The 26779-nt window shown below is 43.6% G+C and carries 25 protein-coding genes and 1 riboswitch; of the genes, 18 read left to right on the top strand and 7 right to left on the bottom strand.

Annotation, left to right across the window (positions count from 1 at the left end; all coding sequences use genetic code 11):
* Window positions 1-236 precede the first annotated feature (236 nt).
* Window positions 237-1139 carry a tyrosine-type recombinase/integrase gene (locus GYX26_RS04310; RefSeq protein ID WP_174828241.1) on the bottom strand — a complete coding sequence of 301 codons (903 nt, stop codon included), beginning with the start codon at window positions 1137-1139 and terminating at the stop codon, window positions 237-239.
* Window positions 1140-1571: a thioesterase family protein gene (locus tag GYX26_RS04305; RefSeq protein ID WP_174828240.1), complete on the bottom strand. Its 432-nt coding sequence runs from the start codon at window positions 1569-1571 to the stop codon at window positions 1140-1142. It abuts the gene before it with no gap.
* Between the two features lie 176 nt (window positions 1572-1747).
* Here GYX26_RS04305 and GYX26_RS04300 point away from each other — a divergent pair, with 176 nt between their 5' ends.
* Window positions 1748-2200 carry a universal stress protein gene (locus GYX26_RS04300; RefSeq protein WP_100113540.1) on the top strand — a complete coding sequence of 151 codons (453 nt, stop codon included), beginning with the start codon at window positions 1748-1750 and terminating at the stop codon, window positions 2198-2200.
* 110 nt (window positions 2201-2310) lie between these two features.
* Here GYX26_RS04300 and GYX26_RS04295 read toward each other — a convergent pair whose 3' ends face one another.
* On the bottom strand, window positions 2311-2940 hold the full coding sequence (locus GYX26_RS04295) for a TetR family transcriptional regulator (protein WP_174828239.1): 630 nt from the start codon (window positions 2938-2940) through the stop codon (window positions 2311-2313).
* A 312-nt stretch (window positions 2941-3252) separates the two neighbouring features.
* Here GYX26_RS04295 and GYX26_RS04290 point away from each other — a divergent pair, with 312 nt between their 5' ends.
* From GYX26_RS04290 to GYX26_RS04265, 6 genes are all read left to right on the top strand, one after another.
* A complete protein-coding gene (locus tag GYX26_RS04290; protein WP_174828238.1) occupies window positions 3253-4482 on the top strand; it encodes an efflux RND transporter periplasmic adaptor subunit in 1230 nt (409 codons plus the stop codon).
* 12 nt (window positions 4483-4494) lie between these two features.
* Window positions 4495-7707 carry an efflux RND transporter permease subunit gene (locus GYX26_RS04285; RefSeq protein WP_174828237.1) on the top strand — a complete coding sequence of 1071 codons (3213 nt, stop codon included), beginning with the start codon at window positions 4495-4497 and terminating at the stop codon, window positions 7705-7707.
* Window positions 7704-9206 (top strand): efflux transporter outer membrane subunit, encoded by a 1503-nt coding sequence (locus GYX26_RS04280; protein ID WP_174828236.1) that lies wholly within the window; start codon window positions 7704-7706, stop codon window positions 9204-9206. The genes GYX26_RS04285 and GYX26_RS04280 overlap by 4 nt, the downstream gene beginning before the upstream one ends.
* A 260-nt stretch (window positions 9207-9466) precedes the next feature.
* On the top strand, window positions 9467-9700 hold the full coding sequence (rpmB, locus tag GYX26_RS04275; RefSeq protein ID WP_037406798.1) for a 50S ribosomal protein L28: 234 nt from the start codon (window positions 9467-9469) through the stop codon (window positions 9698-9700).
* Window positions 9701-9726: 26 nt separating this feature from the next.
* Window positions 9727-9882, top strand: coding sequence for a 50S ribosomal protein L33 (rpmG, locus tag GYX26_RS04270; protein WP_025329834.1), 156 nt, complete (start codon window positions 9727-9729; stop codon window positions 9880-9882).
* Window positions 9883-9997: 115 nt separating this feature from the next.
* On the top strand, window positions 9998-10225 hold the full coding sequence (locus tag GYX26_RS04265; RefSeq protein WP_174828235.1) for a SlyX family protein: 228 nt from the start codon (window positions 9998-10000) through the stop codon (window positions 10223-10225).
* 327 nt (window positions 10226-10552) lie between these two features.
* Here GYX26_RS04265 and tenA read toward each other — a convergent pair whose 3' ends face one another.
* From tenA to GYX26_RS04245, 4 genes are all read right to left on the bottom strand, one after another.
* On the bottom strand, window positions 10553-11215 hold the full coding sequence (tenA, locus tag GYX26_RS04260) for a thiaminase II (protein ID WP_174828234.1): 663 nt from the start codon (window positions 11213-11215) through the stop codon (window positions 10553-10555).
* 61 nt (window positions 11216-11276) lie between these two features.
* A riboswitch (TPP riboswitch) is annotated at window positions 11277-11366 on the bottom strand.
* A gap of 114 nt (window positions 11367-11480) precedes the next feature.
* Window positions 11481-13202: a hypothetical protein gene (locus tag GYX26_RS04255; protein WP_174828233.1), complete on the bottom strand. Its 1722-nt coding sequence runs from the start codon at window positions 13200-13202 to the stop codon at window positions 11481-11483.
* Between the two features lie 566 nt (window positions 13203-13768).
* Window positions 13769-15697: a M48 family metalloprotease gene (locus GYX26_RS04250; protein ID WP_174828232.1), complete on the bottom strand. Its 1929-nt coding sequence runs from the start codon at window positions 15695-15697 to the stop codon at window positions 13769-13771.
* Between the two features lie 245 nt (window positions 15698-15942).
* Window positions 15943-16260, bottom strand: a complete 318-nt coding sequence (locus tag GYX26_RS04245; protein WP_174828231.1) for a hypothetical protein — start codon at window positions 16258-16260, stop codon at window positions 15943-15945.
* A gap of 565 nt (window positions 16261-16825) precedes the next feature.
* Here GYX26_RS04245 and GYX26_RS04240 point away from each other — a divergent pair.
* From GYX26_RS04240 to GYX26_RS11655, 11 genes are all read left to right on the top strand, one after another.
* The gene (locus GYX26_RS04240; protein WP_174828230.1) at window positions 16826-19027 is read left to right on the top strand and encodes a TonB-dependent hemoglobin/transferrin/lactoferrin family receptor; all 2202 of its coding nucleotides are present in this window, start codon (window positions 16826-16828) and stop codon (window positions 19025-19027) included.
* Between the two features lie 41 nt (window positions 19028-19068).
* Window positions 19069-20109, top strand: coding sequence for a hemin-degrading factor (locus GYX26_RS04235; protein ID WP_174828229.1), 1041 nt, complete (start codon window positions 19069-19071; stop codon window positions 20107-20109).
* Window positions 20110-20209: 100 nt separating this feature from the next.
* Window positions 20210-20998, top strand: coding sequence for a hemin ABC transporter substrate-binding protein (locus GYX26_RS04230; protein WP_174828228.1), 789 nt, complete (start codon window positions 20210-20212; stop codon window positions 20996-20998).
* A 20-nt stretch (window positions 20999-21018) separates the two neighbouring features.
* A complete protein-coding gene (locus GYX26_RS04225) occupies window positions 21019-22002 on the top strand; it encodes an iron ABC transporter permease (protein WP_174828227.1) in 984 nt (327 codons plus the stop codon).
* Window positions 22003-22011: 9 nt separating this feature from the next.
* On the top strand, window positions 22012-22782 hold the full coding sequence (locus GYX26_RS04220) for an ABC transporter ATP-binding protein (RefSeq protein ID WP_174828226.1): 771 nt from the start codon (window positions 22012-22014) through the stop codon (window positions 22780-22782).
* A 647-nt stretch (window positions 22783-23429) separates the two neighbouring features.
* A complete protein-coding gene (locus GYX26_RS04215; RefSeq protein WP_202984280.1) occupies window positions 23430-24221 on the top strand; it encodes an amino acid ABC transporter substrate-binding protein in 792 nt (263 codons plus the stop codon).
* Window positions 24222-24300: 79 nt separating this feature from the next.
* On the top strand, window positions 24301-24945 hold the full coding sequence (locus tag GYX26_RS04210) for an amino acid ABC transporter permease (RefSeq protein ID WP_100090123.1): 645 nt from the start codon (window positions 24301-24303) through the stop codon (window positions 24943-24945).
* Window positions 24946-24949: 4 nt separating this feature from the next.
* A complete protein-coding gene (locus GYX26_RS04205) occupies window positions 24950-25705 on the top strand; it encodes an amino acid ABC transporter ATP-binding protein (protein ID WP_174828263.1) in 756 nt (251 codons plus the stop codon).
* A 184-nt stretch (window positions 25706-25889) separates the two neighbouring features.
* Window positions 25890-26081 (top strand): hypothetical protein, encoded by a 192-nt coding sequence (locus GYX26_RS11270; protein WP_202984279.1) that lies wholly within the window; start codon window positions 25890-25892, stop codon window positions 26079-26081.
* The gene (locus GYX26_RS11265; RefSeq protein WP_202984278.1) at window positions 26072-26380 is read left to right on the top strand and encodes a hypothetical protein; all 309 of its coding nucleotides are present in this window, start codon (window positions 26072-26074) and stop codon (window positions 26378-26380) included. The genes GYX26_RS11270 and GYX26_RS11265 overlap by 10 nt, the downstream gene beginning before the upstream one ends.
* The gene (locus GYX26_RS11655; protein WP_370520842.1) at window positions 26377-26694 is read left to right on the top strand and encodes a DUF3800 domain-containing protein; all 318 of its coding nucleotides are present in this window, start codon (window positions 26377-26379) and stop codon (window positions 26692-26694) included. The genes GYX26_RS11265 and GYX26_RS11655 overlap by 4 nt, the downstream gene beginning before the upstream one ends.
* The last annotated feature ends 85 nt before the right edge of the window (window positions 26695-26779 follow it).

Here is a 26779-nt window from a genome sequence, read left to right as displayed (position 1 = left end):
AGTAAGTAGTATCTGATGCTGTAAAATAATTATAATGGCATATTTGATGTGGGCTTGTGTGCATCTACCATAGTCATTGACATAACGTTGCCCAGATAAAGAATGATTTTGGGCAGTTTTGCTGATAAGCAGTATCTCGTGCACTGGGAATAACTGTCCCAGAATGTTCAGCAAAACGATAATGACAATTATGGATTGAGTTTGACTAAGTATAAACAGGTTCAGATATCAAACGGCTATTTGTTACGGCGTTTGGCGCGTGGATGGGTACTGTCATAAATCTGTGCCAGATGGTTGAAGTCCAGTTTGGTGTATTGCTGGGTGGTGCTGATGGATTTATGGCCGAGCAGCTCCTGTACAGCACGGATATCGTGAGCACTTTGTAACACATGGCTGGCAAAACTGTGCCGCAGCATATGCGGAGATAGGTGGCGGTCACTGTCGTGGGTAATCGACCAGACATTCAGGCGATTCTGAATTTGGCGCGCACTCAGGCGTGTGCCACGCTGGCTGGTAAAGACCGCATTTTCGCCGGCAACTGCGTAGCGATGGGGCAGATAGCGCTGTAAGGCCACGATACTTTTTTGCCCTAAGGGAACCTGACGCTGTTTGTTGCCTTTACCTTGCACTTGTACCCAGCGTTCATCCAGTATCAGGTGGTGTAAATCCAGTTGTACCAGTTCGCCCAAGCGTAAACCACTGCCATATAGCAGCTCGAAAATAGCCTGATCGCGCAGTGATAAGGGGTCATTAGCGGTAGGCTGGTCAAAAGAGTGATTGAGTTTTTCTGCTGGTACCGCTTTGGGTAAGCGGGCGCCGGCTTTGGGTGCTTTAATGTTGCTGGTAGGATTGGCAGTAATTTGTCCCTGTCGTTGCAGAAAATTAAAGTAAGTACGCCATGTGCTGAGTTTGCGCGCCAGTGAAGCAGGCTTATCACCCATGCCGCTGAGCTTTTTCAGTGCGCCAACCAGATGCAGACGGGTAACGCAGGCGGAGGTAAGGTCAGCGGGCAAAATCTGACTTAGCTGAATCAGATCACGGCTATAGGCAGTGCTGGTTAAAGGTGATAAGCCGCGCTGCTGTAGGTGCTGGAAAAATTCATTCCATAGTATCCAATTAGGGGGTGGTACTGGCTGCATTTAATAACTCTGTGCAAGGGTGTTGCGAAAAATTTCCGGCGTGCGGCTGATACGCTGACGCTGATAATTAAAAAAGGCCATACCAGTCTTTACCATGGCAATGGCTGCGCCATCATTGGCTCGGCGAATGCGGTAAATCAGGCTGAAACCAGTATTACTCAGGCCGATTATACCTAAATCAAAGTCTAGCTCGTCGCCATAAAAGCTCTGTCCCTGAAATTGCAGAGCTGCATCCAGCATAATCAGGCCGGTGCCACCCACATCCATTTCACTAAAGCCTAAAGAAGCCAGCAAACGCAGGCGTGCTTCATGGCACAGGCGCAGTACGGCATCATTGGCCAGATGGTTACCGTAATTAATGTCGCCAATATGTACACTGATGCGGGTATGAAACAGCCAGTGTTCAGGTGGTTCGATATGTATACGGCTCATGGATTATCCTTCCTAGATTCAGGCCGGATGGTAGCATTTTTTGCAACAGTCTGTGGTTGGCTGGTATTTGTACCAGACACATTTGTGCTAAGCTTTGCCGGTATTTTTCTGGTTATATTGTTGTTTTTCAGTTTATTACAAACAAGGTCATGGTTTATTGAGCAAGGAGTATAACGATGTATCACAAAATTATGGTACCAGTAGATGAAAGCGCAGCCGCTATACGTGCGTTGCAGGAAGCAATCATGCTGGCCAGATTGTGTAATGCTGTCTTGCGTGTGGTTAATGTTGTGGATCTGGCGCAATTTAGCTGGGGTGGGGTAGGAGCACTGCCTTCTGAAGAAGTACGCAAGGCCGTGAATGCTGCTGGCAAGAAAGGTTTGGAGCAGGCAGAAAAGCTGCTTACAGAATCAGGCTTGCAGTATGAGATTGAGGTGGTGGAAAGCGCCGGTGATAAGGTGGCCGATATGCTGATTCAGGAAGCTACCGAACATAATGTAGATTTACTGGTGATGGGCACCCATGGCTTTAGTGGCTTTATGCATATTTTAATGGGTTCGGTAGCGGAGGGTGTTTTGCGCCAGTCTGATATTCCGGTAATGTTATTACGAGTACGTGATGATGATTAATTAATTGCCAGCAGTTATCAGTCAGGCCAGACAGTGCAGGCAGTCGCCATAATTATATCCTGTCTGGCAGTGTGGCATTTGTGCTTTAAATTGACATGTTTGCCAGCAAGTTATTGGCGCAGATTCGGGTTATGTTGCAGTGACTCAAGCGCAATATTAATAAAATTGGGTGCAATGCTTGTAATATCTATATTATGCGGATCAGTTAGCCATAAGTTGGTCAGCCCCATGAACAGTGCCTGAAAGTACAGGGCAGCCTGCTGAATATTGATATTTGCTGGCAGAATATGTTGCTGGCAGCACACCTGAAACACAGCACACAAGTTCTGCCACCATAAATTTTGGTATTTTTGCAACAGCGCAACTATGGCACTGTTGTCTGTAGTGTGTTCACAATTCCGATGTAATATGTAGCAGAATTTACGGTAATTATCGTTAGTAGCCATGCGCTGAAACATCTGTTTTAACGCCTCCATCAGATTGTTTAATGCATTTGGAGAGCTGGTGTCGATATCATGTTGCAGCTGCTCGCTCAATTTGCTGAAAACCTGTTGGAATAAAGCGTCAAACAGGTCTTCTTTATTTTTAAAATGCCAGTATAAAGCACCACGGGTTACACCGGCTGCGCTGGCAATCTCTTGCAGTGAAGCACGGCTTACACCGCGCCGATAAAATATGTCCAGTGCCGCAGCCATGAGAGCCTCTTTAGTTTGCAGGGATTCCTCTTTGGTCTTGCGCATAATAAATTTCCGTTAATCTGTAAATTAAATTTAGGCAAATCTGTGCTTAATCCAGATTGGCACAGATTATTTTGATTAAAATAACTAAAGTATTAAATTTATTACATCTGGTATACATACATTGTTGCATGTATAATGCGCAGCGTAAAGCTATTTTTATTTAATCGTCTGTTGTCGCATTGCAGACCGCCTGATGTTTCTGTTCCGGCCGTTCGAGGTGTCGACATCGGCGCTATTTGTGTCATATTTTTTAGCGCAACAGAGTACAAATTCATTTAATTTTTAATTATATATGCACATATTGAGGTGAGTATGGGAACGAGTCGAAGAGCAGATAAATGGCGCATCAGTGCGATAGTACTTGCTAGTGCGCTGGCATTAGCTGCCTGTGGCAAAAAAGACAATGCACCAGCGCCACAAGCGCCAATGGTCAGCGTGCTGACTGTACATCCGGAAACAGTAACTGTAGATACCGAGCTGACCGGCCGTTTAAAACCGATTCGCGAGTCAGAAGTACGTGCCCGTGTTGCTGGTATCTTGTTGAAACGCTTATTTACAGAGGGCACCTATGTTAAAGAAGGGCAGCCACTGTTCCAGATTGACAATGCGCCTTATCTGGCCTCCCTGCAATCTGCCCGTGCCAGTTTAGCAACCGCACAGGCCAATGCAGCCAAAGCTGATGCCGACGTTGTCCGCTATCGTCCACTGGTAGCCGCCAATGCCATCAGTAAACAGGAATTTGATCAGGCGATTGCACAACAGCGTCTGGCACATGCACAAATTGACAGTGCACAGGCCGCGATTAAATCGGCACAGATTAATGTAGGCTATGCCTATGTACGTGCCCCGATTTCAGGACGTATTGGTAAGGCATTGGTTACCGAAGGTGCACTGGTTGGCCAGAATGATGTTACCAAGCTGGCTTTGATTCAGCAAACCCATACCTTATATGTTGACCTGAACCAGACTGCCGCACAGGCAATGAAAATCCGTCAGGATATTGCTGCGGGCAGAATGAAAACCATCAATGGCGCCGTCGAAGTGGCCATCAAGCTGGATGATGGCAGCGAATACCCACAAAAAGGCCGTCTGCTGTTTACCGACATGACAGTGGATGAGGGCACTGGTGAAGTTAAAGTACGTGCCGAAATTCCAAATGATAATGATATGCTATTGCCCGGCCAGTTTGTACGGGTAGAAATTCCGCAAGCTGAAATTCAGAATGCCATCGTATTGCCGCAGCAGGCAGTAACCCGTGGTGCCAGTGGTGATACGGTTACTGTGGTTAATGCTGATGGCAGTCTGGCTGTTCGTCCGGTAACTGTTGTACAGCAAAAGGGCACAGACTGGGTAATCAGCGGTGGCTTGCGTGCTGGTGACAAAGTGGCGATGGATGGTCTGGCACTGGTACAGTTAACCGGTGCGAAGAAAGTTCAGACTCAGCCGTGGAAACCGGCATCAGCCAGTGCACCGGCAGGCGCTCCTGCTCAGGCAGCTTCTGCACCCAAGGCCTCTGCGGCATCTGCCTCTCAGGCCAAGTAAGGAATATGTAATATGTCACGATTTTTTATTAACCGACCGATTTTTGCATGGGTGGTGGCGCTGTTCATCATCATTGCCGGTATAGTGTGTATTACCAAGCTACCTGTTGCCCAGTATCCAACCGTAGCACCTCCCTCTATTACCCTGACCATTGCCTATCCGGGTGCCGATGCCCAGACTATTGAAGATACCGTATTATCGCGTATTGAACGCGAGATGAATGGTCTGGAAAATCTGGACTATATGGAGGCCAAATCGCTGTCCAATGGTACAGGTACATTAACCTTAACTTTCTATCCGGGTACCGATGACGATATCGCCCAGATGAATGTGCAGAATGCCCTGTCACGGGCAGAACCGCGTTTGCCAGCCATGGTGAAACAGACTGGTGTACAGATTGCCAAATCACGCAGTAACTTCCTGATGGTAACCATGTATACCAGTGATAATCCCAATCTGACACCGGCAGACATGGCAGATTACGTGGCACGTAACATTCAGCCGGAATTGCAGCGTATTGATGGTGTGGGTAACGTAATGGTGTTCGGTTCCGAACGTGCCATACGTATCTGGCTGGATTCAGACAAATTACGCAGTGTGAATCTGACACCGGCAGCGGTTAATGCTGCGGTAGCTGCACAAAACCAGCAGATTTCTGCCGGTAGCTTGGGTGCCTTGCCTTCTCCTGACAATATTCAGACTACAGCGACCATTGTCGTTCCCGGCCAGCTAAAAACAGTTGAACAGTTTGAAAATATTATTGTCAAAGCCAATACCGATGGTTCACTGGTACGCCTGAAAGACGTTGCCCGGGTAGAGCTGGGTAAACAGGATTACTCTACTGGTGCGCGTCTGAATGGTAAAGACGTGGTAGGTGCCGGTATTCAGCTAACCTCCAAAGGTAATGCACTGGCAACAGCCAATGCAGTTAAGGCCAAACTGGCTGATTTGCAGAAGTATTTCCCGGCTGGCATGAGCTGGTCTGCACCATACGACAGCTCTACTTTCGTGAGTATTTCCATTGAAAAAGTGGTACATACACTGGTAGAGGCCATTGTGCTGGTATTCCTGGTAATGCTGCTGTTCCTGCAAAACATCCGCTACACCCTGATTCCGACCATTGTGGTGCCGATTGCCTTGCTGGGTGCCTTTTCCATCATGTATTTTGCCGGCCTGTCGATTAACGTACTGACCATGTTTGCCATGGTGCTGGTAATTGGTATTGTGGTCGATGATGCCATTGTGGTGGTGGAAAACGTTGAGCGTATTATGGCGGAAGAGCATTTGCTGCCCAAACCGGCTACTGAAAAAGCCATGGGACAGATTTCCGGCGCCGTGGTAGGTATTACCGTAGTACTGATTACCGTATTTATCCCGATGGCGTTTTTCTCTGGTTCTACCGGTAATATTTACCGCCAGTTCTCCATCGTTATGTCAGTGGCCATCTTCTTCTCTGCTTTTCTGGCACTGTCTTTGACACCGGCTCTGTGCGCCACTTTGCTCAAGCCGATTGCCGAACACGAGGCCGAGAAAAAAGGCTTCTATGGCTGGTTTAACCGCAAATTTAACAGTGGTACCAAAAAATACGAATCCAAAGTTGCCTATGTACTGCATCGCAGTGTGCGCATGTTTATCATCTACGTCATTATTACCGGCTGTGCACTGTTTGTAATGGGACGTCTGCCGACTTCATTCCTGCCGGAAGAAGATCAGGGTTATTCTATCGGTTTGGTTCAGTTACCACCGGGCGCTACTCAGCATCGTACACTGGAGACATTCAAGAAGATGGAAGATTTCACCCTCCATCAGCCTGAAGTGAAAAACATGGTATCAATATTGGGCTTCAGTATGACCGGTCAGGGACAAAACGTAGGTTTGAGCTTTCTGGTACTGAAAGACTGGTCTGAACGTGACGGCGCAGAACACAGTGCCAACTCACTGGCCAAACGCATTACCGGCGCCATGATGGGTTCGGTTCGTGATGGTTATATCTTTGCACTGGTACCACCATCCATTCCTGAACTGGGTACCAGTACCGGCTTCAGCTTCCGTCTGCAGGATCGTGGTGGTAAAGGCCATGAAGCATTACTGGCAGCACGTAACCAGCTACTGGGTATGGCGCGTGAAAGCAAAGTGCTGACACAGGTACGCCCCGATGGCATGGAAGACGAACCACAATTGCAGATTGATATTGACCGTGATGCCGCCAATGCACAAGGTGTCTCATTTAGTGATATCACCACCGTATTGAGTACGGCGCTGGGTTCCAACTACGTAAACGACTTCCCGAACAAAGGGCGTATGCAGCGTGTGATTGTGCAGGCTGATGTGGCCTCTCGCATGACAACAGAAGACCTGAGCAAACTCACAGTTAACAATGCACAGGGACAATCCGTACCGCTGTCCGGCATTATGAAAACCCACTGGATCACCGGTCCGGCGCAAACTGTTCGCTATAACGGTTATACCGCCATGTCTATTACCGGTAATGCAGCTCCGGGTTACAGTACTGGTGATGCCATGGCCGAAATGGAAAAAATGGCCAGCAAACTGCCGGATGGCTTTGGTTATGAATGGACAGGCCTGTCCAAAGAGGAAAAAGACGCCGGTAACCAGTCTACCGTCCTCTATATGTTCTCCCTGCTGGCAGTATTCCTCTGTCTGGCCGCACTGTACGAAAGCTGGACAATCCCATTGTCTGTCATGCTGGTCGTACCGCTGGGTTTGCTTGGCGTGGTATTGGGTACATGGCTGCGTGGCATGGAAAACGACGTCTATTTTCAGGTGGGGCTGATTACCGTAATTGGTTTGAGTGCCAAAAACGCCATTCTGATTGTGGAATTTGCCAAAGAGCTGCAAGAGCAGGGTAAATCCCCGCTGGAAGCCGCACTGGCTGCTGCTCACCTGCGTTTCCGCCCGATTCTGATGACCTCTATCGCCTTCATCATGGGCGTAGTACCGTTGTATTTCGCCAGTGGCGCCTCTTCTGCCAGTCAGCGCGCAATTGGTACCAGCGTATTGTGGGGGATGTTAGTAGGCACCTGTCTGGCCTTATTCTTTGTGCCCGTGTTCTATTCAACTGTACGTAGCCTGTTCAGCAGAAAAAAGAACGACAAAGATGATAATGTGCCTGACAATGGCAAAAACCTGCCGATTACTGTAAATAGTGATGGCAGTGCCACCGTACAGCCAGCCGACCAGACAGACAAAGAGGATAAAGTATGAAACACATAGTAAAACCTACCCTGCTGGCTGCATTAATTGCCGGGGTAATGTCTGCCTGCTCAATGGCACCGCGCTACCACCAGCCGCAAGTAGAAATGGCAGAAACCTTTCCCCGTGCCGCCGTCAGCGACCAGCAGGCTGGTGCCGTGGCTGCGGCCAATCTGGGCTGGCAGGATTACTTTGCTGATGAACGTTTGAAACAGATTATCAGTCTGGCCTTGACCAATAACCGTGATTTACGTGTGGCCGCCTTAAACGTAGAAGCGGTACGTGCACAATATGTTATCCAGCGTGCCGACCGTCTGCCGGCGCTGGCGGCTACTGGCAATGGCGGCCGTTCCCGTGTCGCACGGGATTTAAGTGCCGTGCGTGATGCTACTGGCCAGCAAACCAGCTATATTGCTGAATCATATAATGTTGGCTTGGGCGTTACCGCATTCGAGCTGGACTTGTTCGGACGGGTAAAAAGCCTGTCTGATGCAGCCCTGAATCAGTATTTCCAGCAGAAACAGGTGCGCGATTCCACCCAGATTAGCCTGATAGCCAGCGTGGCCAAAGCCTACTTTAATGAGCGCATTGCACAGGCACAAATGGATTTATCCAGCCGCGTACTCATGTCACGTGAAGAAAGCAAACGCCTCACTGACCTGCAATTCAAAGCGGGTGTGATTTCACAGGTAGAAGTAGATGTAGCCGAAGCGCAAATCGAAACTGCCCGTGCAGATTATGCAGCAGCTAAACAGGCGCGTGATCAGGCGCATAATGCCTTAACCTTGCTGGTAGGCAAACCACTGCCAGATGACCTGCCCGCAGCAGCGCCACTAAGCCGGCAGTTTGTTAATGCAGAATTGCCAGTAGGCTTGCCGTCTACCATTCTGTATCAGCGGCCGGATGTGCGTGCAGCCGAATTTGCGCTTAAATCTGCCAATGCCAATATTGGTGCTGCCCGGGCAGCATTTTTCCCGCGTATCAGCCTGATTGGCGGCATTGGCTCTGGCAGCAACGATATTGGCCATCTATTCAATGGTCCAAACCGCACATGGAGCTTTACACCGCAGATTACCCTGCCGATTTTCACCTGGGGGCAAAACAAAGGTAATCTGGATTTAGCCACTGCACGTAAAAACATCGCCGTGGCACAGTATGAGCAAACAGTACAGGCTGCTTTCCGTGATGTGGCTGATGCACTGGTAGCACGTGATTCGCTTAAAAAGCAGTATGAAGCGAAACTGCATGGCGAACAGGCACAAACCAACCGTTACAAACTTACCCAGCTGCGTTACAAACACGGCATCGCCAGCTCACTGGAACAGCTAGACGCCGAGCGCGACAGCTACGCTGCTCAGCAGGCATTGCTCCGTACCCAGCAAACCCTGCTGGAAAACCGTGCTGACATCTATAAAGCACTGGGTGGTGGCCTGAAACAGCAAACAGTAGCACCTGCTGCAAACACTACCGTAACCACAACAACGACCACCACTACGACAACGGTGCAGTAATTGTGACCTCAATCAGGATGGCAGCATTACTCCTGCTATCCTTTTAGCAGCGCGGGCAGCATGCTGAAAATATAGTGCTGGTTAGCATCTGAACATGTTAGCCAGCCAGTATACGGACAAGGCTATAGCAGCCAATGCCTGATTTAACAGCAACATTTTTACCTGCTCGTGCTATACAAAATGATTTAACCCTTGAATAGATTCCGCTTTTCATGGTATAAATCGCGTTTTACAAAATTATTAGAAGTTTGGAGTTAACCATGGCACGTGTATGTAAAGTGACCGGTAAGCGCCCGATGAGTGGCAACAACGTGTCACACGCCAACAACAAAACCAAACGCCGTTTCTTGCCTAACCTGCAATCACGTCGTTTCTGGGTTGAAAGTGAAAACCGTTGGGTTCGTCTGCGCGTTTCTAACGCCGCTCTGCGCACCATCGACAAATTAGGTATTGAAGTAGTATTGGCCGACCTGCGCGCTCGCGGTGAAGCTTAATCATATAGTGATTTAAGGATAGAGCAATGCGCGACAAAATCAAACTGGAATCATCTGCTGGTACTGGCCATTTCTACACCACTACCAAAAACAAACGCACCATGTCTGGCAAATTCGAAATCAAAAAATTCGATCCAGTAGTGCGTAAACATGTATTGTACAAAGAAACCAAACTGAAATAATTGTTTCATACTGGTTTGAAAAACCTGAGCAGTTTATTGCTCAGGTTTTTTTCATTATAGATAATAAAACGCAAATCAGATTTACCGACTAAATAGCCGCACTATGGAAAACAACATGCATGAAGCACATATGGAATTACAGCACCGCATCGAAGAGCTGGAAATACAAAGCGCATTGCAGGAAGAAACCATCCAGAGTCTGAGCGATACCATAGCCCGGCTGCAACAAACCTTAGATTTACAACAGGCACAACTGCGCCTGCTTTACCAGCGCCTGCCGGATAAAGCAGATAGCAGTAACGAACCATTTAATCCGGCGAATGAAATCCCGCCACACTATTAAACTATTGAAACAGACAAATAATAGCAGGTGCAAGTATCGATTACCCTGCCTGATAAACGTTTAAATCGCAATACGGATTTAAAATTCAGGCTTAAAACGGATAATTAAAAGTCTGCCAATGGCGCAACATGCCAATCTGGAAATATCAGCAAGAACCAATACTCATAACTCACATTGAATTATCGGTAATATACTTTTATAAGTAGAATATCGGGAATCAATTCAGGAAAATACAAAGGATAATTCAATCACACAGAATTATTCCTAGTTAGTATCATCTAATGATTAACTTTTCCAGCATTCATGCTGACAGAAAAATCGATACTGCTAATAGCTTTTATCCAGACCCATTTGCCAGAAATCAGCCTCTAATCGTGTTGCTTTGGTAAAAATTTTCGCCAGCTGCTCAAAACGCTGCAAATCAATCTTGGCCAAACGCTGATTAATCCAGTTAATCTCTGTTTGCATGGCTGCATGAAATTCATCACCTGTATACATCTCTATCCAGCTCAGATAAGGATTATTATGTGCCAGATACCATGATTGTTCCTGAATCCAACGTGCAAGCATGCCATAGCCAATCAGGCAGGGCGCCAGTGCAATATGCAAATCCAGCAGATCACCCTGCTGTCCTGCATCAAGCATATAACGCGTATAAGCAATATTGGCCTTAGCTTCCGGCAAATTATCAAGCTCCTGTTTGCTTATGCCCCATTGCTTGCAGTACTGAATATGCAAATCCAGTTCAATCTCAACAATAGCTTTAAGACCAGCTAAAGCCTGCCGTATCTCAAAAATATCGTGGCTTTTATAAACCGCAAGCCCCCATGCGCGGGAAAACTGAATCAAAAAAAGATAATCCTGTTTTAAATAATGCTGAAAGCAGGATTTATCTAACGTTCCCTTGCCCAATTGCTGCACAAAATCATGCTGGATATAGCGATTCCAGTCATCCTGACAAAATTCAATAAGGGATTGGAATGATGGCATAAATAAACGCTCCTTTAATAAACAATATATTAAAAGGAGTAACAAAACAGACTTATCAGCACAAAAGCTTGTTTTATACTCCCTTCGTCGGTATTAACCGCATCAGGTTCAACGGGTGTAATCTCAGCCAGTGGCACCCCGGATAAATTAACCAGTAAAGGTTAAAAATAGATGAGACAAATAAGAGAAGAATATGATACTCAGCTAACAGCCTCACCAATGAATACAGTATACATTTGTTTTCAATAAATTTATATGAATAGAGTTATTTGTTTGGAGCAGGATTTTTATTATTGAATTCATCTGTATCTTCTCTACAATGTCTAAGCAGGAACTCATCTACATCCGAAGCTGTACCCGCAGATATTTTCTGTTTGGCATCATATAATGTCACCAGTTTTAAAGTATCATTATCCACACTATTGGCAGCAGGTTCTGAAGCGGCTGGTGCGGATGCGGAAGAAGCTGATGCTGTATTTTGTTCTGAAGACGTTTTTTTAATATCATTAAAATCTTTTTCCTTGATTCTGGCAAGAGGTTGCCAGCCTAAAATTTTGCTTTTATCTAGGATTACCATTCGGGTTATTCTTATACTTATGCCGCTCTTATCAACACCTTTAGTGGTTATCCATGAATAGTTTTTATTTTTTTCAGATTCGTTATTTTTTTTTGACTTAATTTCCTCTAAAGGTGAAAATTCCAAAACCATCTGATTACCGATACGAGATGTAATCATAACAGGACAAATAGCTGAAGAAGCTTCATGGGATTGGCTATCACATACCTTTTGTCCTAATGTATGATTAATTTCCTGACAGGTTTCTTTTGAAACTGTTATGCGTGCAGAATTAATGTCGCCTATACGCAAAGCTTTAATGCCCAAAAATGCAATGCTAGGTAGGCGGTTTATTAGTATAAAAATACTGATTAATAAATAAAAATATGGAATTAAGGAATATAAAATCTGTTTGACATTTTTTAAAGTTCCGATAAAACCTGAACCTATTGCTGGTATAACAATTAATAACCCAAGCTTTAGTAGAAAAGAGCTATTTGTTTCAGTACTTGAGTCTCCATTTGCCCATATATGAAAAAAAAGCAAAACAGAAAGTATAATAAGAAAGGTAAAAACAATAGTAGTACCAGCTGTCCACATAAAAATTCTAAATGAGCCTGGAATTTTATTACAATTCTTAATAATTTTAGTTTGCTTAGAAGTATTTGCTTCTGAATTTTGCTTGTTTTCAACCTGTTTTAAATCATTCCTAAAAAAAAGGATAGGTAAAATTGGAATTATTACACATGCGAGACTCAGCAAGGTTGGAATGGAGAGAATATATAGAGCAAGATAAATTAATATTATTATTGCAATAAAACCAAATATTTTAAAAAATAAATGTTTATTTGATTTTCTTGATTTAATCTTCTTTGGAGATAGATAAATACTTTTTATTTTTATAATAAGTTGATGTCGATTTATTAAAATTAGGTCACCATAACTGTACCACATACCTAATAAAATAAAATTAATTATTCCCATTCCCCCAATGAAATAAGAAAAATATAAAGAAAATATTACTTCATGGATACCCAAAAAAAAACTAATTGCTATAAATGCTAAAATCGATGCTGCAATGGTTATGCAAATTAAATGGCCTGTTGTAACATCTATAATTTCTTTTTTTATATAAAAAAGGAATAATCCGGGGAGAATCAGGCAAACCAGTAAATATAGAGTAAATAACAAACCTAATATTGCTACCCCATAAAGTATAGCTGTTATTGATTCAAAATTAATTTCTGGCATGTAGCCCATTTTTAAAAAAAATAATAATAATGAAATTGCTCCAGAAGCAAATACTGTAGCAGATAGGCTCTTTATAGGACTCACTTTTATATAATTTAATAAATAAGCAATAAATTCGAAGGAATTTTTTTCTTCGCATTCACTGGTTTCAGGAGTTACTTTCTTTTCCTTGCTATCCATATTATCTCTCTACAAGTGCATTCAGTTTGTTAGCCTAAATTAATTTATGGTAATAATAGTAAGATTATCATGTTAATACCAGTTGAATTTAAGTTTTATTATCTAATACTGTCTTGGTTTGATTAGAAATGTAGCTTATAGGCTATCAGGTAGCGTTGAATTCTGTGAGTAACTGCTATTGAAGTATATAGGCGGTTGGAATTAACAGCTAATGCTACCTTAAATTATTCTAGCTATCTTGGCCGTGGATTCAAGGAAGCTCATTTGCTGGATATCTATGCTTTTGTTATAAGTGGTAAGATTGGTGGTAGTATTCTATTTTAGCTTTCCAGCTATTTATACCAGATAGCAGTGGGGGCTTATTTCAGGATAAGAATAATCATAATAAATATAGTTGTAGTGAGTAAACTACCTGTTAGCAGCGTAGCATGCGGTTTTCTCATGGCTAATTGAATATTTAACTGCATGGTTAAGGTTGTAAATCTCAGATTTTAAAAATTTATTCATAAGAATGATTTATTTCAATACGCGGTAAAAACCTTCTGCTAACTGTTGTGATGTATTGATTATTCTTTGTTCTGGGTAAATAGTTGCAGTTCTACTCTGGCTGTAGCTGTTATTATATAGTCTGATATTAAAGGGGCGCAGTCTGGTAAATTTATTTTGCCTTTGATTTCATAGGCAGTTATCTGGATATGATTATTTTGTCTGTTGTATTTTATTTTTGCTCCGCCGGATTTAAATGTGCCCGGGTTAAATGCAGGACTGAGATAAATATCTAGTTTTTTGTATATAACTTCATTTATCTGATAATGGATTATCTGCTCCCAAGGGATGGCTTTATCGAAGCAGGGAAGGACTAATCCTTGTGGTGTGATGGTAAGCAGTGTCGAGCCAATGCATTGATACATTTTGTAGCATCTGCGTAAACAGAAAATACTGATTATTGAAAGGATAATGACGGTTATTAGCCATTCAGAATCGTGTTTTTCATCAGCTATTAAAAAGGCGTATGTTATTAAGATAAACAGGCTTGCCAGTAAGGATCGCAGCAATAATCTGATAATCCCGCCTTGTTTTATGGTAATGGTTTGCTGATGATTATTGATGTGTTTTTTAAGATAGTTGATATTGGTTTCAGCTATTTTCTGTATATTTTTTTGGTAATTTGCTTGCAGGGCGTTTACTTCATGACTGAACAGCTCTGTTAGCAGTGAGGTGGGGCTGATGCTGATAAGCAAACCACACAGGCGATTTAATTCGCGATATTTAATGGCAGATAGCCGTTGAGCTAAAGTCGGGTGGGTGTCGTAAACAGAAGGTTGTTTTTTTAGCAGTTTGCTAAGCGAAGGTATTTCTGACTGTGCTACATAGTGGGTAACATAATCTAAAGGCAGATGGGTTGTATGTGCGTTATGGTAATAATTATCCAGTGCCTGATTGATGGGCACTTGCAGAAGATGTATTTTACTTAACGCTAAGGCAAGGTACTCTTTGGGGATGATTTTTAAAGCATTTGAATCTGCTCTATATTCTCTGGAACAATTCCATTGCCGTATTGCTCGGTTGAATGAGCAGTAATAATGTTTGGATAACAGATATGCGGGATAGAATAAACGAGACCGGGAAAAAGAAGTAATGGTTTCGGTTAATCTGTCAATCTGACGATAAAAGTTTTTAGGCAGGCTCAGATCATTGCTGGCAATATGGCTCAATTCATGCGCTATTATGCTGCTTAACTCGGCTAAGGTTAAATAATTGATATAGGTACTATCGAGATATAAGGTATTTCCAGTCAATATGGTTTGGCGCGGATACAGATAAATTGTTTGATTACTTATTTTAAAGCCATGTCCTATGCAAAATATTATATTGTCTGGCATCACGTTTAATTCAAGCTTCTGAACGATTTTCTCAATCAGTTTGTATAGTTTGGGATTGGTTTCTGATGTGATAAGTACGCCGTTTACGCTGGTTTCTGCGGTAATATTCTTTTTGTTATAAATTTCCCAAATGGAGAGACATAATCCTGCCACGGCAATCAGGCCAATGGCTAATTTAGTCAGTATTAAACCATCGGTGAGTATAAAAAGACTGGATGAAAAAGACAGAAAAAGGCTGATGGGCAATATCAGTAGAATAGCCCGCATAATGTGTGAGGCACTGGTAAAATTGGTGCACAACTGTTTTCCAGATTTACCTGCTTTTCTGCCCAAGCGTTGAATGAGGAATAAAGCAATCACACCGGTAAAGATACACACGCCGCCGCTAAGTATGCCGCCCATGGCGAGTGGTTTGGCATACGTAAGAGTGAAATTATGCTGTTTAATCTTGTCTGTGATTTTACAACGCTGGCTGTAATTATTAGGGGTTTCTGGCAGCTGTAGCAACGCTTGCTGCTGTAATGAAAGCTCAATGATTTCCTGATTGATGCTCTCAAGCTGTTGTGGCGAGGGGTAAAAGTGAAGGCTTAGGCGAATGCTGATAAGTGGCAATAAAATGATGAAAAAAAAAGATAGATTCGCTCTTTAAGCGAGAATGTATAAGCTGCGGTGTTTTTATTCAAGATAATCACCCTATTACTTTTCTCTGCACTTCTGTGGAAATCGGGATTATTAGCCAGCCAATAATAATTCAGAATCGATGATTTACTAAATTAAATTTATTTTAACCATTCTGCGGCCTAAAAACAATTCAATTGTACCTGCTATGTTTCTCATATTTGATTAAATTTACTTGCTTAGTCAGTACTGGCATGATTATCCGGTTTTACGCTTCCGTTATTGAGGATGGCGGATAAGCCACCATCATTTGCCAGAAAATCAAAAGCCTGTACTGTGGGTTCGGTAAGAGTCCAAAGTACTTCTTTATGATTGAGTCCCTGATCTGTTTTTAATTTGATTAATCCGTGCCCGTCCAGATAGAGGAGGTTGCCCAAAACATGGTCTTGGCTATGTTGTGCTATAAGCTGATCAAAAAAATCCTGTGATGAGGGGTTGGGAAAACAATCGGTTAGTTCGGTAAGGATTTTATGCTGGAGAGCACGGTCAAGTTGCATGATTATCTGGGGCTGTCTGGTGGATATGGGATTATTTTATTATATCTGCCATCGTATTGGTATATTGGCATTATTCGTTAATAGCTACAATCTCTTGACTTGTGCATGGATAGGATATTAAAGGGCAGTATTTATTCTGCTGATTATGTAATTATTGGATAAGCATTTAAGCATTGATTACTGCAAGAGTAAATTCAGAATATAAGCTAAATATAAAGGGCATACATTTTTATGCATGAATAGCAGTCTGTTGCTTTTAAATATTTGATTTTTTATTTAATTTTTAATGGATAATATTTTCGGCATTGATGATGGCTTTTGTCTGTTATGAGTATGCTATCTGTTTGCAATGACTTTCTGCAATGCTGCATTTATCTATATTTACGATGTATTTATATTTGGTAGCGATTGTATGAGGCAGATGTAAGTGGTGGCTGGTTAATGTTTAGTTAATATGACTAAACATTAATAATAATAATTCCCATTAACACTTGTATAAGAGAATCATTATTGATTACAATTGGCCATGTTTATATTAAATTTCGTCAAAAGGGGTTAACTCAATATGCGCCGCTCACCCAAGATTATTGCGCTGGCTATAGCCTGTATTGGTTTTCCAGCAGTGGGGTATGCCGAAGGCGAGGCTCATTTGCCAACTGTTAGTGTTGAGGCAAAACGTTCTATGCCGAGTGTATTTAAGGATACTAAAGTCAAGGCAGAGGCTATTGAGAAACAGGGTGCGGTAGATTTAAAAACTGCATTAAAGGATATTCCGGGCGTGGAAGTACTGGATACACAGGGAACACGGCAGGGTAATGACAGTGTGAATATCCGTGGCCTGAGTGGTAATCGTGTGGCGATGAGCATTGATGGTATTGATTTGCCGGAAGCGAATGAAATGAAGCATACCGGACAGTATGCAATTTTTGGTCGTGGTAATTTTATGGATGTTTCTGCACTCAGTGGTGTGGATATCAGTAAAAATGCTCGTGGCTTTGGGTTGGGTGGCGTGGTGGCTATGCACACGCTGACTGCGGATGAAATTTTGCAGGGAGAAAATCAGGGCGGCTATGTTGATACTCAATACAATAGTGTGGATAAATCTACAGCGGTAACTGGTGCGGCGGCTTTGAAAAATGGTTACTGGCGCGGTATGGTGCTGGGGACTTATCGTAAGGGTAATGAGTCTGATAATCGTGGTGATGTTGGTGGCAAAGGGGCGTTGCGTACTAAGGCAGACCCTGCTGACCACAACAGCCGCTATTTTCTGACTAAGCATGAATTTGATATTAATGATAAAAATACCATCAATTTTACGGCTGAGTATTTGAGCCGTAATCAGTGGACTGATTCGCTGTCACAGGTTAATCGTTCTTATACGGATATTCATGGTACAGATGATAATAAGAAGACACGGTTTTCGCTGGGGCATGATTTTCATCGTGATGAAGGGATAATTCAAGAGGGTAAAACCCAGCTTTACTGGCAGCAAACCAAAACTGATTCGGTGACTCATCGCGATTATATCCGTGGTTGTAGCAGTATGATTCCAAGTATAAAAAATCGCTGTGCTTTTGAATTTAACAATCAGGATAAAGTATGGGGTTTAACCACTGATTGGCGTGCTCATTTTGATGGCAATGGTTTGAATCAGGACTGGCGTTATGGTTTAAGTTTTGCGCGCCATGAGTTAAGTAGTGACTGGCAGGGATATTATGCCAAATCAAAACCGAATGCGGATAATAAGACTATTCGTGCCAGTATGTATGTTGATGGTGATTTGCAGTGGGGTAATCTGGTGGTAAGCCCCGGTTTGTCTGCGCATTACTATAGTATGAAACCTAATGATAGTGGTTTTTTTCCTGGAACTGATAATAGTATCAGTGATTTGCGTAAGAAGCACCAAAGTGCAATTACGCCGCGTTTAGGTATTTCTTATCAGATAAATCCATTGCTGGTACCTTATTTCCAATATGCGCGTGGCTTTAATGCGCCATCTTCACAGCAATTGGCCTCTTCTTGGAATCCGGGTAATTACAGCTCTTGGGGCAACCCAAATTTGAAGGCAGAAACGGCCAATAATTTTGAGCTGGGTATACGCGGGCAGAATAGTGTATTTGAATATGGCATAGCCGGATTCGATAATCATTATAAGAATTTTATTGATTATGTGAATATTGCTGATCAGGTGTCATTGCCGGCGGTATGGAGCCGCTATCAGACGCTGGTATTGCAGGCTCAGAATTTCAGTAAAGCACATATCTATGGCGGTGAAGCCTATGCTCGCTGGAAATTTGCCCCAGACTGGAAAGCTAGTGGTTCGATTGCTTATTCGCGCGGTTCAATTCGCCAAGACGGTGTAGACCAGCCACTGAATTCTGTTATGCCGGTTAAGGTGAAATTGGGCTTAGCCTATGATAAAGATGTCTGGGGAGCGAATCTGGATTTTACTTATGTAGCCAAGAAAGATGAAAGTGATTTACAGAATACGGGATATTACAATCCATCAAGAAACTATGCTTTAGTTGATTTGGGTGGTTTCTGGAAACCGACTAAGCATTTGAGCTTCCGTGCCGGTGTAAATAATGTATTTAATCAAAAATACTGGAACTGGGCGGATATCGCTTACATGATGCCGAATATGAATACTCAGGCGGGTACTTCTGGCCAGAGTGATGGTAATGCCACCAAATTAACCAAACATAATGCTGATTTCTACTCAGCGCCGGGACGGACATTTAATGTGGGCTTACGCTACACGTTTTAATTAAATCTGCTACTAATAATAACTTCGTAAAGGAACAAAATATGAGTTTATGGCAACAATATCTGGATAGGAAAGCCGCAGTAGAAGGGCGTATGTATTTCCCGCGTCAGGCTGCGGCTGATTTGGGTGTGAGTGAAGGCGCATTAATGGCGGATGCCCCTGATTCGATTTATTTGGGTAGCCAGATTCGCGAGCTGGTGCTGAAGCTGGAAACGCTGGGTGAAGTGTTGAGCGTGGTACGCAATGATGCAGCAGTGCATGAGAAAATCGGTGTTTATGAGCATGTTACGCTGACTGCGCGCACTGGGTTGGCTTTGAATGTAGGTGGGCTGGATTTACGCTTTTTCCTGCATAACTGGCATCATGCGCTGGCCATAACGATGGTAATGGGCGATAAAACCATGCGCTCGATTCAGTTTTACGATGAGTATGGCGTGAATATTGAAAAGGTGTTCATGCGTGATGATACTAAACTGGAGGCATGGCAGGCGCTGATTGATGAGTTTGCAACCAGTGGTAAGCCGGAATTTTTACCAGTGCCAGAGGTTAAGACTACTGTACCGGAACCATTGTCACCGGAGCGTGAGCAGGCTTTTCAGGAACGCTGGAATGAGCTGAAAGACGTGCATCATTTTGGTGGTTTGCTGGAAACGTTTAAGATTGACCGTCAGCAGTCTTACCGTCATGCACCTGCCGGCAGCACCAAACAGGTGGATCGCAGTGTATGGGAACAGGTATTAGAGCACGTACAGGCAAATAAGCTGGAAATTATGGTTTTTGTTGGTAACCGCGGACTGGTGCAGATTCAGACTGGTAAAGTGCATAATGTGGTGCGTTCACATGGTTATCTGAATGTACTGGATGCTAAAGTGCCGGAAGAGGGTTTTGATTTGCATCTGCGCGATAGTGATATTGTGGAAACATGGGTAGTACGTCGCCCGATTAGTGAAGGCTATGTTACCTGTATTGAAGGTTTCGACAAAAATCGCCAGACTGTGGTACAGATTTTTGGTCGCCGCGAAGAGGGCAATGATGAAATGCAATCATGGCATCAGCTTATGGATGGCTTGTTAGCAGGCTAAACGGCTACAGCAGGTATGCGTTGCTGTGGCTATGAAGAGTAATCATAAGCTGTAGTAGACATGCCTGCCGCTATACTGCGAGTAATCAAAAGGGTAAATCATGAAGAAATTACTGTTAGCAGCGGCAATGTGCGCTGCTTTTCCGTTTGCATTTGCTGCCCGCATTGTTACGTTGACACCAGATGTGGCTGATGTTGTGGTAGAACTAGGTGGTGCCAAAGAAGTGGTAGGCCGCGAGATGGCTTCTACCAATCCAGCCTTGAAGAATGTACCCAGTATTGGTTTGTTTCATGGATTAAGTGTGGAACCGATTGCAGCCAGAAAACCTACTCTTGTTCTGGGGTCGTGGATGGCACAGCCAACCAGTATTTATGCCAATCTGAATCGGGTGGGCATTATGGCAGTGAATGTTGCGCCCAAAGATGATATTAATGGCTATGCGGCTGGTATTCGGCAAATTGGTCAGCTTATTGGAAAAACCAGTGAAGCCAATGCATTGGCGGATCGCTGGCTGAGTCAGGTTAAGCAGATGCCGAACACCGGTAAGCGCTATCTGGTTAGCTATGATGGCCGCTTTGTTTCTGGCCGGGGTACCGCAGCAGATGAGTTAATCAGGCGCGCTGGTGGCATCAATGCAGCTGCTGCTATCGAAGGGATGAAGCCGATGTCGCGTGAGGCGTGGCTGGCGGTGAAACCGGATATTATTCTGATTGCCGAACGTAATCAAAAGTTGGTTGGTGGGATACAAGGCTTAGCTAAGCGGCCGGAAATCGCTGCTTCACCGGCAGCAAAACAGAATAAAATCTATTTTATGCCTTCAAATGATCTGTTTCGTTACGGCCTGAATACGCCGCAGGTTATTCCTAAACTTTATAAACTGGCGCAATAATTATGATGCAAGAGCAGCCTATGGCCAGTACACCTGAACCAACTGTGGTAAAGGGGGTGCTCTGGCCTAAACTGGTTTGGGTTATCGCTGCTGTGTTACTCAGTCTGCTATTGAGCTGGTTTTGTCTGGGGCTGGGCATGGGCGGGTGGCAGTGGCCGCAGTCGCTGGATGAAATAACGCTTGGTATCCGGCTGCCACGGGTATTGGTGGCGCTTATTGTTGGCGCTGCGCTGGCTGCTGCTGGTGCGGCATTGCAGGCGCTGTTTGATAATCCGCTGGCAGACCCGAGTCTGATTGGGACTTCTGGTGGTGCAGCATTGGGGGTGATTACTGTTCTGGCCTTTGGCTGGGGGATGGTAACTGTACCTTTAGCCGCTTTTTTCGGTGCACTGCTGGTGTGTTTACTGATTCTGACGGTACATCGTCTGCTCGGTGGTGGTACATTGGGGCTGCTGGTGATGGGTTTTGTAATCAGTGCCTTTTGTGGTGCGCTGGTAAGTCTGATTTTATTTATGTCGGATGATATGGTCTTGCGCAGTGCAACTAACTGGCTGGCTGGTAGTCTGGCTGAGTCTGGCTTTACTTCGCCCTGGTATGCATTGGCTGTAATGTTGCTGGGGCTGGGTTTACTGTTGGTGGTTGGACGGCGGCTGGATATTCTGATGCTGGGTGAAGAAACCGCCATCAGTATGGGAGTAGCGGTAGGCAGTACGCGGATGTGGACGGTTATCGGCGCAGCGCTATTAACAGGTGCGGCAGTGTCATTGGCGGGTATTATTGGCTTTCTGGGCATGATGGTGCCGAATGTGATTGCCCGTAGCTGGGGCGGCAGCCGACGCCGGATTATATTGCTATCTGCTTGGCTGGGAGCGGTATTTTTATTACTGGTAGACAGTGTGGCACGCTGGTTGAGCTATCCGGTAGATTTGCCGGTAGGTATCGTGATTGCTTTACTTGGCGGGCCGTTTTTCCTGTGGCTGTTTTTGCAGCCATTGCGGCGTTAGGAGCTGGGTATGGAGAATTTGTTTACTGTTCGTAATATGCAGGTGCAAGCACGTAGCCGCTGTATTTTATCTGTACCACAGCTTGATTTGCCGGCCAATCAGCATACCAGTATTATCGGGCCGAATGGTGCGGGTAAATCTACTTTATTGCGTGCGCTGCTGGGCTTGCATGGCACTGGTGTACAGTTACGCGGAGAATCTGTTGGCAGTAATTTAAAGCGTGGGCAGATTGCTTGGGTAGGGCAGCACGGACAATATAATTTACCGCTTACTGTGACTGAATATGTGCAGCTTGGCTGTTATCCGCATGGTGGCTGGTTTAAGAAAGCACAGGCACCGACCACAAAATTACAGTATCTGCTGGATGTTTTTGATTTGCGCCCATTGGCACAGCAACGCATTGGCAGTTTGTCTGGTGGTGAGCAGCAGCGTGCTAATGTGGTGCGTGCCCTGTTACAGAATGCACCGGTGTTATTGCTGGATGAACCTTGCAATCATCTGGATATTCGCCATCAGCATCGCCTGATGCATTATTTGCGCGAGCACCATGCTGAATTCTCGGTCGTTATGGTGTTGCATGATTTAACTATGGCCGCCAATCATGCTGATTTTATTGTATTGATGAATGAGGGGCAGATAGTTGCTACTGGCACACCGCATGATGTGATGCAGTCTGATTTGCTTAGTGAAGTGTATCAGTGGCCAATCCGGCGTATCGAAGAGGATGGTAAGCTATTTTTCCGCATGGCTCATTACCCCGTGCATTCAGCAGTAGTCTGAGTTCACTATGAGATGCATTGATTGAGCTGAATATTCAATGGATGATGAATAATGAAGTAATTAATTTGAGTTTTAAAGTAGTGAAACTACTTGGAAAATTGATTTTTCATTACTGTTGTCATTAATTGTACTCAGTCTTTGCGCTAACGGCCTGTATCCTCAGTCTGCTACAAATTTTGGCGGGAAAAGAGAGCAATGCGGCTATTAGCAGGAGCGTAGTACGGATATTGGACGTATTAAAAAACAAGTACAAACATAATCAGTTAATTCTGGAAAATTAAATTAATATGAATGGATAGAATGTACGGATAACCGTAGTCATAGTGGAGAAGAGTAATATCCATAAGGATTTAGTTTTTGAGATTATGCTGTTATTAATATATAAGCATTCTATGCTGTGTATATTGGTTTTCACGCAGGATACTATTCGCCAGCGGAAAATAATTCGGCATGATTAAATTGTTTTGTGGTTGATATAATCTGCTCATTGTATAAGTTAATTATGTGTTTGATGGCCAATATTGCTGTTTTTACCCTTGGCATTCTGGTTGCAATTGAAGCTTTCAGTATTGGCAGGTGAAAGTGTAAAAAAATTCCGGTATAGTGTATGACACAATTATCTATTTCCCTTGAATCAGGAATTTTATATGCAAAACGCCATGCGTAAATTTTTATTGGGCTCTGTGGCTGCGGTGGCGCTTGCTGCCTGTGGTGGTGAGTCTGCTTCCGGTACAACTGGTTCCAGTGAAAGTAAGACGGTAGTCATGGGGCTGGATGATAGCTTCCCGCCCATGGGTTTTCGCAACGAAAAAAATGAGCTGGTTGGGTTTGACATTGATATGGCGCGTGAAGCGGCCAAGCGTGCCGGTCTGGCCGTAGAACTTAAGCCGATTGACTGGAGCGCCAAGGAATCGGAGCTTAACAGTAAGCGTGTGGATATGCTTTGGAATGGCCTCACCATTACGCCGCAGCGGCAGCAGCAGTTATTGTTATCCAAACCATATATGGATAATCATCAAATTATTGTTGTGCGTCCTGATAGTGGTATTAGCACCAAAGCGCAATTGGCTGGAAAAGTCGTTGGTGTACAAGATGGCAGCAGTGCGGTGGACGCAGTAGAAGCTGAACCAAATGTGGCTAAATCTTTTAAAGAGCTGAAGAAATATTCTGATAATGTGACTGCTTTGATGGATGTGTCGACCAAACGCGTGGATGCATTGGTGGTAGATGAAGTGGTTGGCCGTTATTATGTTGCGAAAAAACCGAATGAATATAAAGTATTAAGTGATGATTTCGGTACTGAGCAATATGCTGTGGCGTTCCGTAAGGATGATCAGGCTTTGGAGCAGAAAATTCAGGCTGCTCTGGATAGTATGAAAGCTGATGGTACATCTGCTAAAATTGCCGCAAAATGGTTCGGTAAAGACATCGTCAAATAAGTGCTGTTTTTACTTTGGAATCAACGCTGCCTGAATGTGAATTGTTCAGGCAGCGTTATTGTTGTTTTAAGGATTACACGTGAATGATGTGTTAAATATGCTGCCAGAATTGTGGACGGGGGCAAAAATTACCCTCAGCCTGTTTGCCATTACCCTGCTGCTGTCTATTCCATTGGGGCTGGTATTGGCGTTATTGCGTCTGTCTGGCATTAAAGCGCTGGATTACATCGTTAATTTTTACATCTGGGTGATGCGTGGCACGCCGCTGATGTTGCAGATTTTCTTTATTTACTTTGCCTTGCCGGCAGTTAATATTCTGCTGCCTGCTTATACCACGGCAGTGGTGGCGTTTGTACTCAATTATGCAGCCTATTTTGCTGAAATTTTCCGTGCCGGTATTCAGGGCGTAGGTAAGGGGCAGTATGAGGCTGCAAAAACGCTGGGTATGAGCTATGGTCAAACCATGCGCCGCATTGTTCTGCCGCAAATGTGGAAAAAAATCCTGCCACCATTAAGCAATGAAACCATTACGCTGGTTAAGGATACTTCGCTGGTGTATGTACTGGCGTTGCAGGATGTGATGCGGGTAACCTATCAGTTGGTACAGCGTGAATTCAATCTGATGCCGTTTTCTGTGGCGGCCGCCTTCTACTTGATTATGACCCTGATTCTGACTTGGGGCTTCCAGAAAATGGAGAAACGCTATGCACGCTACGACGACTGATTTAATGATAGATGCACGCGGTATTTACAAGGCCTTTGGTCAGGTGGAAGTGCTTAAAGGTGTGGATATTCAGGTGGCACGCTCGGAAGTGGTTGCCATCATCGGCTCTTCCGGCTCCGGTAAATCTACTTTGCTGCGCTGTCTGAATTATCTGGAAAAAATAGATGCCGGCAGCATCGCAATTGAAAACGATTTTCTGGTGCAGAATAACAGCCATAACCGTGCTCATTATGTGCCTGAACGGACGATTAAGAATATCTGTGCGCGCATGGGTATGGTATTTCAGCAGTTTAATCTGTTTCCGCATATGACTGTGTTGCAGAACGTGATTGAAGCACCAATCACGGTGAAAAAAATGCAGCGTGACGAAATTGTGCCACTGGCGCAGGAGCTGCTGCGTAAAGTAGGCTTGGAAAACAAGCAGGATTGTTATCCGTCGCAGTTATCCGGTGGACAGAAACAGCGTGTTGCCATCGCCCGTGCACTGGCCATGCAGCCACAAATTATGCTGTTTGATGAACCGACTTCGGCACTTGATCCGGAGTTGACCGGTGAAGTATTAAAAACCATGCAGCAGTTGGCTGAAGACAAGATGACGATGGTGGTGGTAACTCATGAGATGGGCTTCGCGCGCGAAGTGGCCAACAAGGTGCTGTTTATGGATAAGGGTGTGATTGTTGAATCGGGTGAATCGAGAAGCTTTTTTGCTAATCCGCAGCATGCACGGACACAGGCGTTTTTGAGCTCGATGTTGAAGTAAATTTATTAATATTAAAGTTTATACAAGTTGTAGTTATTGTTTATATTAGATGTTTGATTAAATATCAATGCGGAGATATGCATTCCGTACTAAACAGTATGTAGTAATAAATATGACTAAAAGTAATTTGATAGCTACTAACAATACATATAATATTGAGAATTAGGTTCAATTAGCCTTAGATTTGGATGAATCTGCTAATAGTAAAGAAAAATCATTAGCAGATTATTATAATTCTTTTAGCCCATTTATTGTTTATGCAGATGAGAGCGGTACGCCAACTATGGATAATAAAATGATAAAAATTATCCAGTTTTTGTTTTGGCGTTTTGCATTTTTAATAAGCGTATTTATACTGAAAAATTGGTGCCTTTAATCCAAGCATTGAAATTTAAATTTTTTGGGCATGATATGGTTATTCTACATGAAAAAGAAATAAGAAAACATGAATACCCTTTCGATTTTAATTCCAAGGCTTTATCTGATGAATTCTTAAATGATTTGAATAAAGTAATGTGCGAAACTAATTTTATTTTAATTTCCACTATCATCGATAAACGCAAGGGTAAATGTGAAGATAATTTATATAATGCAGCTATGGAAGTATGTCTGGTTAATCTTTATAATTTTATGAGGGAAAAAATAGTCACCTTAGAAAAACTTATGTTGTCATAGAATCACGGGGCGCAAAGGAAGATAAAAGCATTGAATTAGCATTTAGGCGTATTTGTGATGGACATAATTTATTAAAGACTAATTTTCCATTTGAGATTTTGATTAAGAAAAAAGACGCTAATAGTACTGGATTACAGTTTGCTGATTTGTGTGCTAGACCTATTGGTAGGAATCATTTAGATTTTAATAATTCTGAGAGAAAACTCAATAGGGCTTTTGAGGTATTAAAGTTAAAATTTTATTGTGAAGGTGGCCGGCTTAATGTAGGAAACAATTATCTGAATTATGGACTAAATATTTTGCCGGAAAAATAAAGTCCAAAAAGCAGAAGAGCCTTGAGAATACTCAAGGCTACAGCGCCAACTGGGCTACCCAATCCATTTGTTTAAAGTATACCTA

Source organism: Snodgrassella sp. ESL0253, from assembly GCF_013344965.1.
Taxonomy (GTDB): domain Bacteria; phylum Pseudomonadota; class Gammaproteobacteria; order Burkholderiales; family Neisseriaceae; genus Snodgrassella; species Snodgrassella alvi_B.
This window is presented reverse-complemented; position numbering and strand designations above follow the sequence as displayed.

What these genes read in the sequence shown, in the direction of transcription:
- GYX26_RS04205 (WP_174828263.1), top strand. Translation starts at nt 24,950, where the DNA reads ATGATAGATGCACGCGGTATTTACAAGGCCTTTGGTCAGGTGGAAGTG.
- GYX26_RS04280 (WP_174828236.1), top strand. Translation starts at nt 7,704, where the DNA reads ATGAAACACATAGTAAAACCTACCCTGCTGGCTGCATTAATTGCCGGG.
- GYX26_RS04305 (WP_174828240.1), bottom strand. Translation starts at nt 1,571, where the DNA reads ATGAGCCGTATACATATCGAACCACCTGAACACTGGCTGTTTCATACC.
- GYX26_RS04235 (WP_174828229.1), top strand. Translation starts at nt 19,069, where the DNA reads ATGAGTTTATGGCAACAATATCTGGATAGGAAAGCCGCAGTAGAAGGG.
- GYX26_RS04215 (WP_202984280.1), top strand. Translation starts at nt 23,430, where the DNA reads ATGCAAAACGCCATGCGTAAATTTTTATTGGGCTCTGTGGCTGCGGTG.
- GYX26_RS04225 (WP_174828227.1), top strand. Translation starts at nt 21,019, where the DNA reads ATGGCCAGTACACCTGAACCAACTGTGGTAAAGGGGGTGCTCTGGCCT.
- GYX26_RS04290 (WP_174828238.1), top strand. Translation starts at nt 3,253, where the DNA reads ATGGGAACGAGTCGAAGAGCAGATAAATGGCGCATCAGTGCGATAGTA.
- GYX26_RS04245 (WP_174828231.1), bottom strand. Translation starts at nt 16,260, where the DNA reads ATGCAACTTGACCGTGCTCTCCAGCATAAAATCCTTACCGAACTAACC.
- tenA (WP_174828234.1), bottom strand. Translation starts at nt 11,215, where the DNA reads ATGCCATCATTCCAATCCCTTATTGAATTTTGTCAGGATGACTGGAAT.
- GYX26_RS04265 (WP_174828235.1), top strand. Translation starts at nt 9,998, where the DNA reads ATGCATGAAGCACATATGGAATTACAGCACCGCATCGAAGAGCTGGAA.
- rpmB (WP_037406798.1), top strand. Translation starts at nt 9,467, where the DNA reads ATGGCACGTGTATGTAAAGTGACCGGTAAGCGCCCGATGAGTGGCAAC.
- GYX26_RS04255 (WP_174828233.1), bottom strand. Translation starts at nt 13,202, where the DNA reads ATGGATAGCAAGGAAAAGAAAGTAACTCCTGAAACCAGTGAATGCGAA.
- GYX26_RS04295 (WP_174828239.1), bottom strand. Translation starts at nt 2,940, where the DNA reads ATGCGCAAGACCAAAGAGGAATCCCTGCAAACTAAAGAGGCTCTCATG.
- rpmG (WP_025329834.1), top strand. Translation starts at nt 9,727, where the DNA reads ATGCGCGACAAAATCAAACTGGAATCATCTGCTGGTACTGGCCATTTC.
- GYX26_RS04220 (WP_174828226.1), top strand. Translation starts at nt 22,012, where the DNA reads ATGGAGAATTTGTTTACTGTTCGTAATATGCAGGTGCAAGCACGTAGC.
- GYX26_RS04230 (WP_174828228.1), top strand. Translation starts at nt 20,210, where the DNA reads ATGAAGAAATTACTGTTAGCAGCGGCAATGTGCGCTGCTTTTCCGTTT.
- GYX26_RS04285 (WP_174828237.1), top strand. Translation starts at nt 4,495, where the DNA reads ATGTCACGATTTTTTATTAACCGACCGATTTTTGCATGGGTGGTGGCG.
- GYX26_RS04310 (WP_174828241.1), bottom strand. Translation starts at nt 1,139, where the DNA reads ATGCAGCCAGTACCACCCCCTAATTGGATACTATGGAATGAATTTTTC.
- GYX26_RS04240 (WP_174828230.1), top strand. Translation starts at nt 16,826, where the DNA reads ATGCGCCGCTCACCCAAGATTATTGCGCTGGCTATAGCCTGTATTGGT.
- GYX26_RS04300 (WP_100113540.1), top strand. Translation starts at nt 1,748, where the DNA reads ATGTATCACAAAATTATGGTACCAGTAGATGAAAGCGCAGCCGCTATA.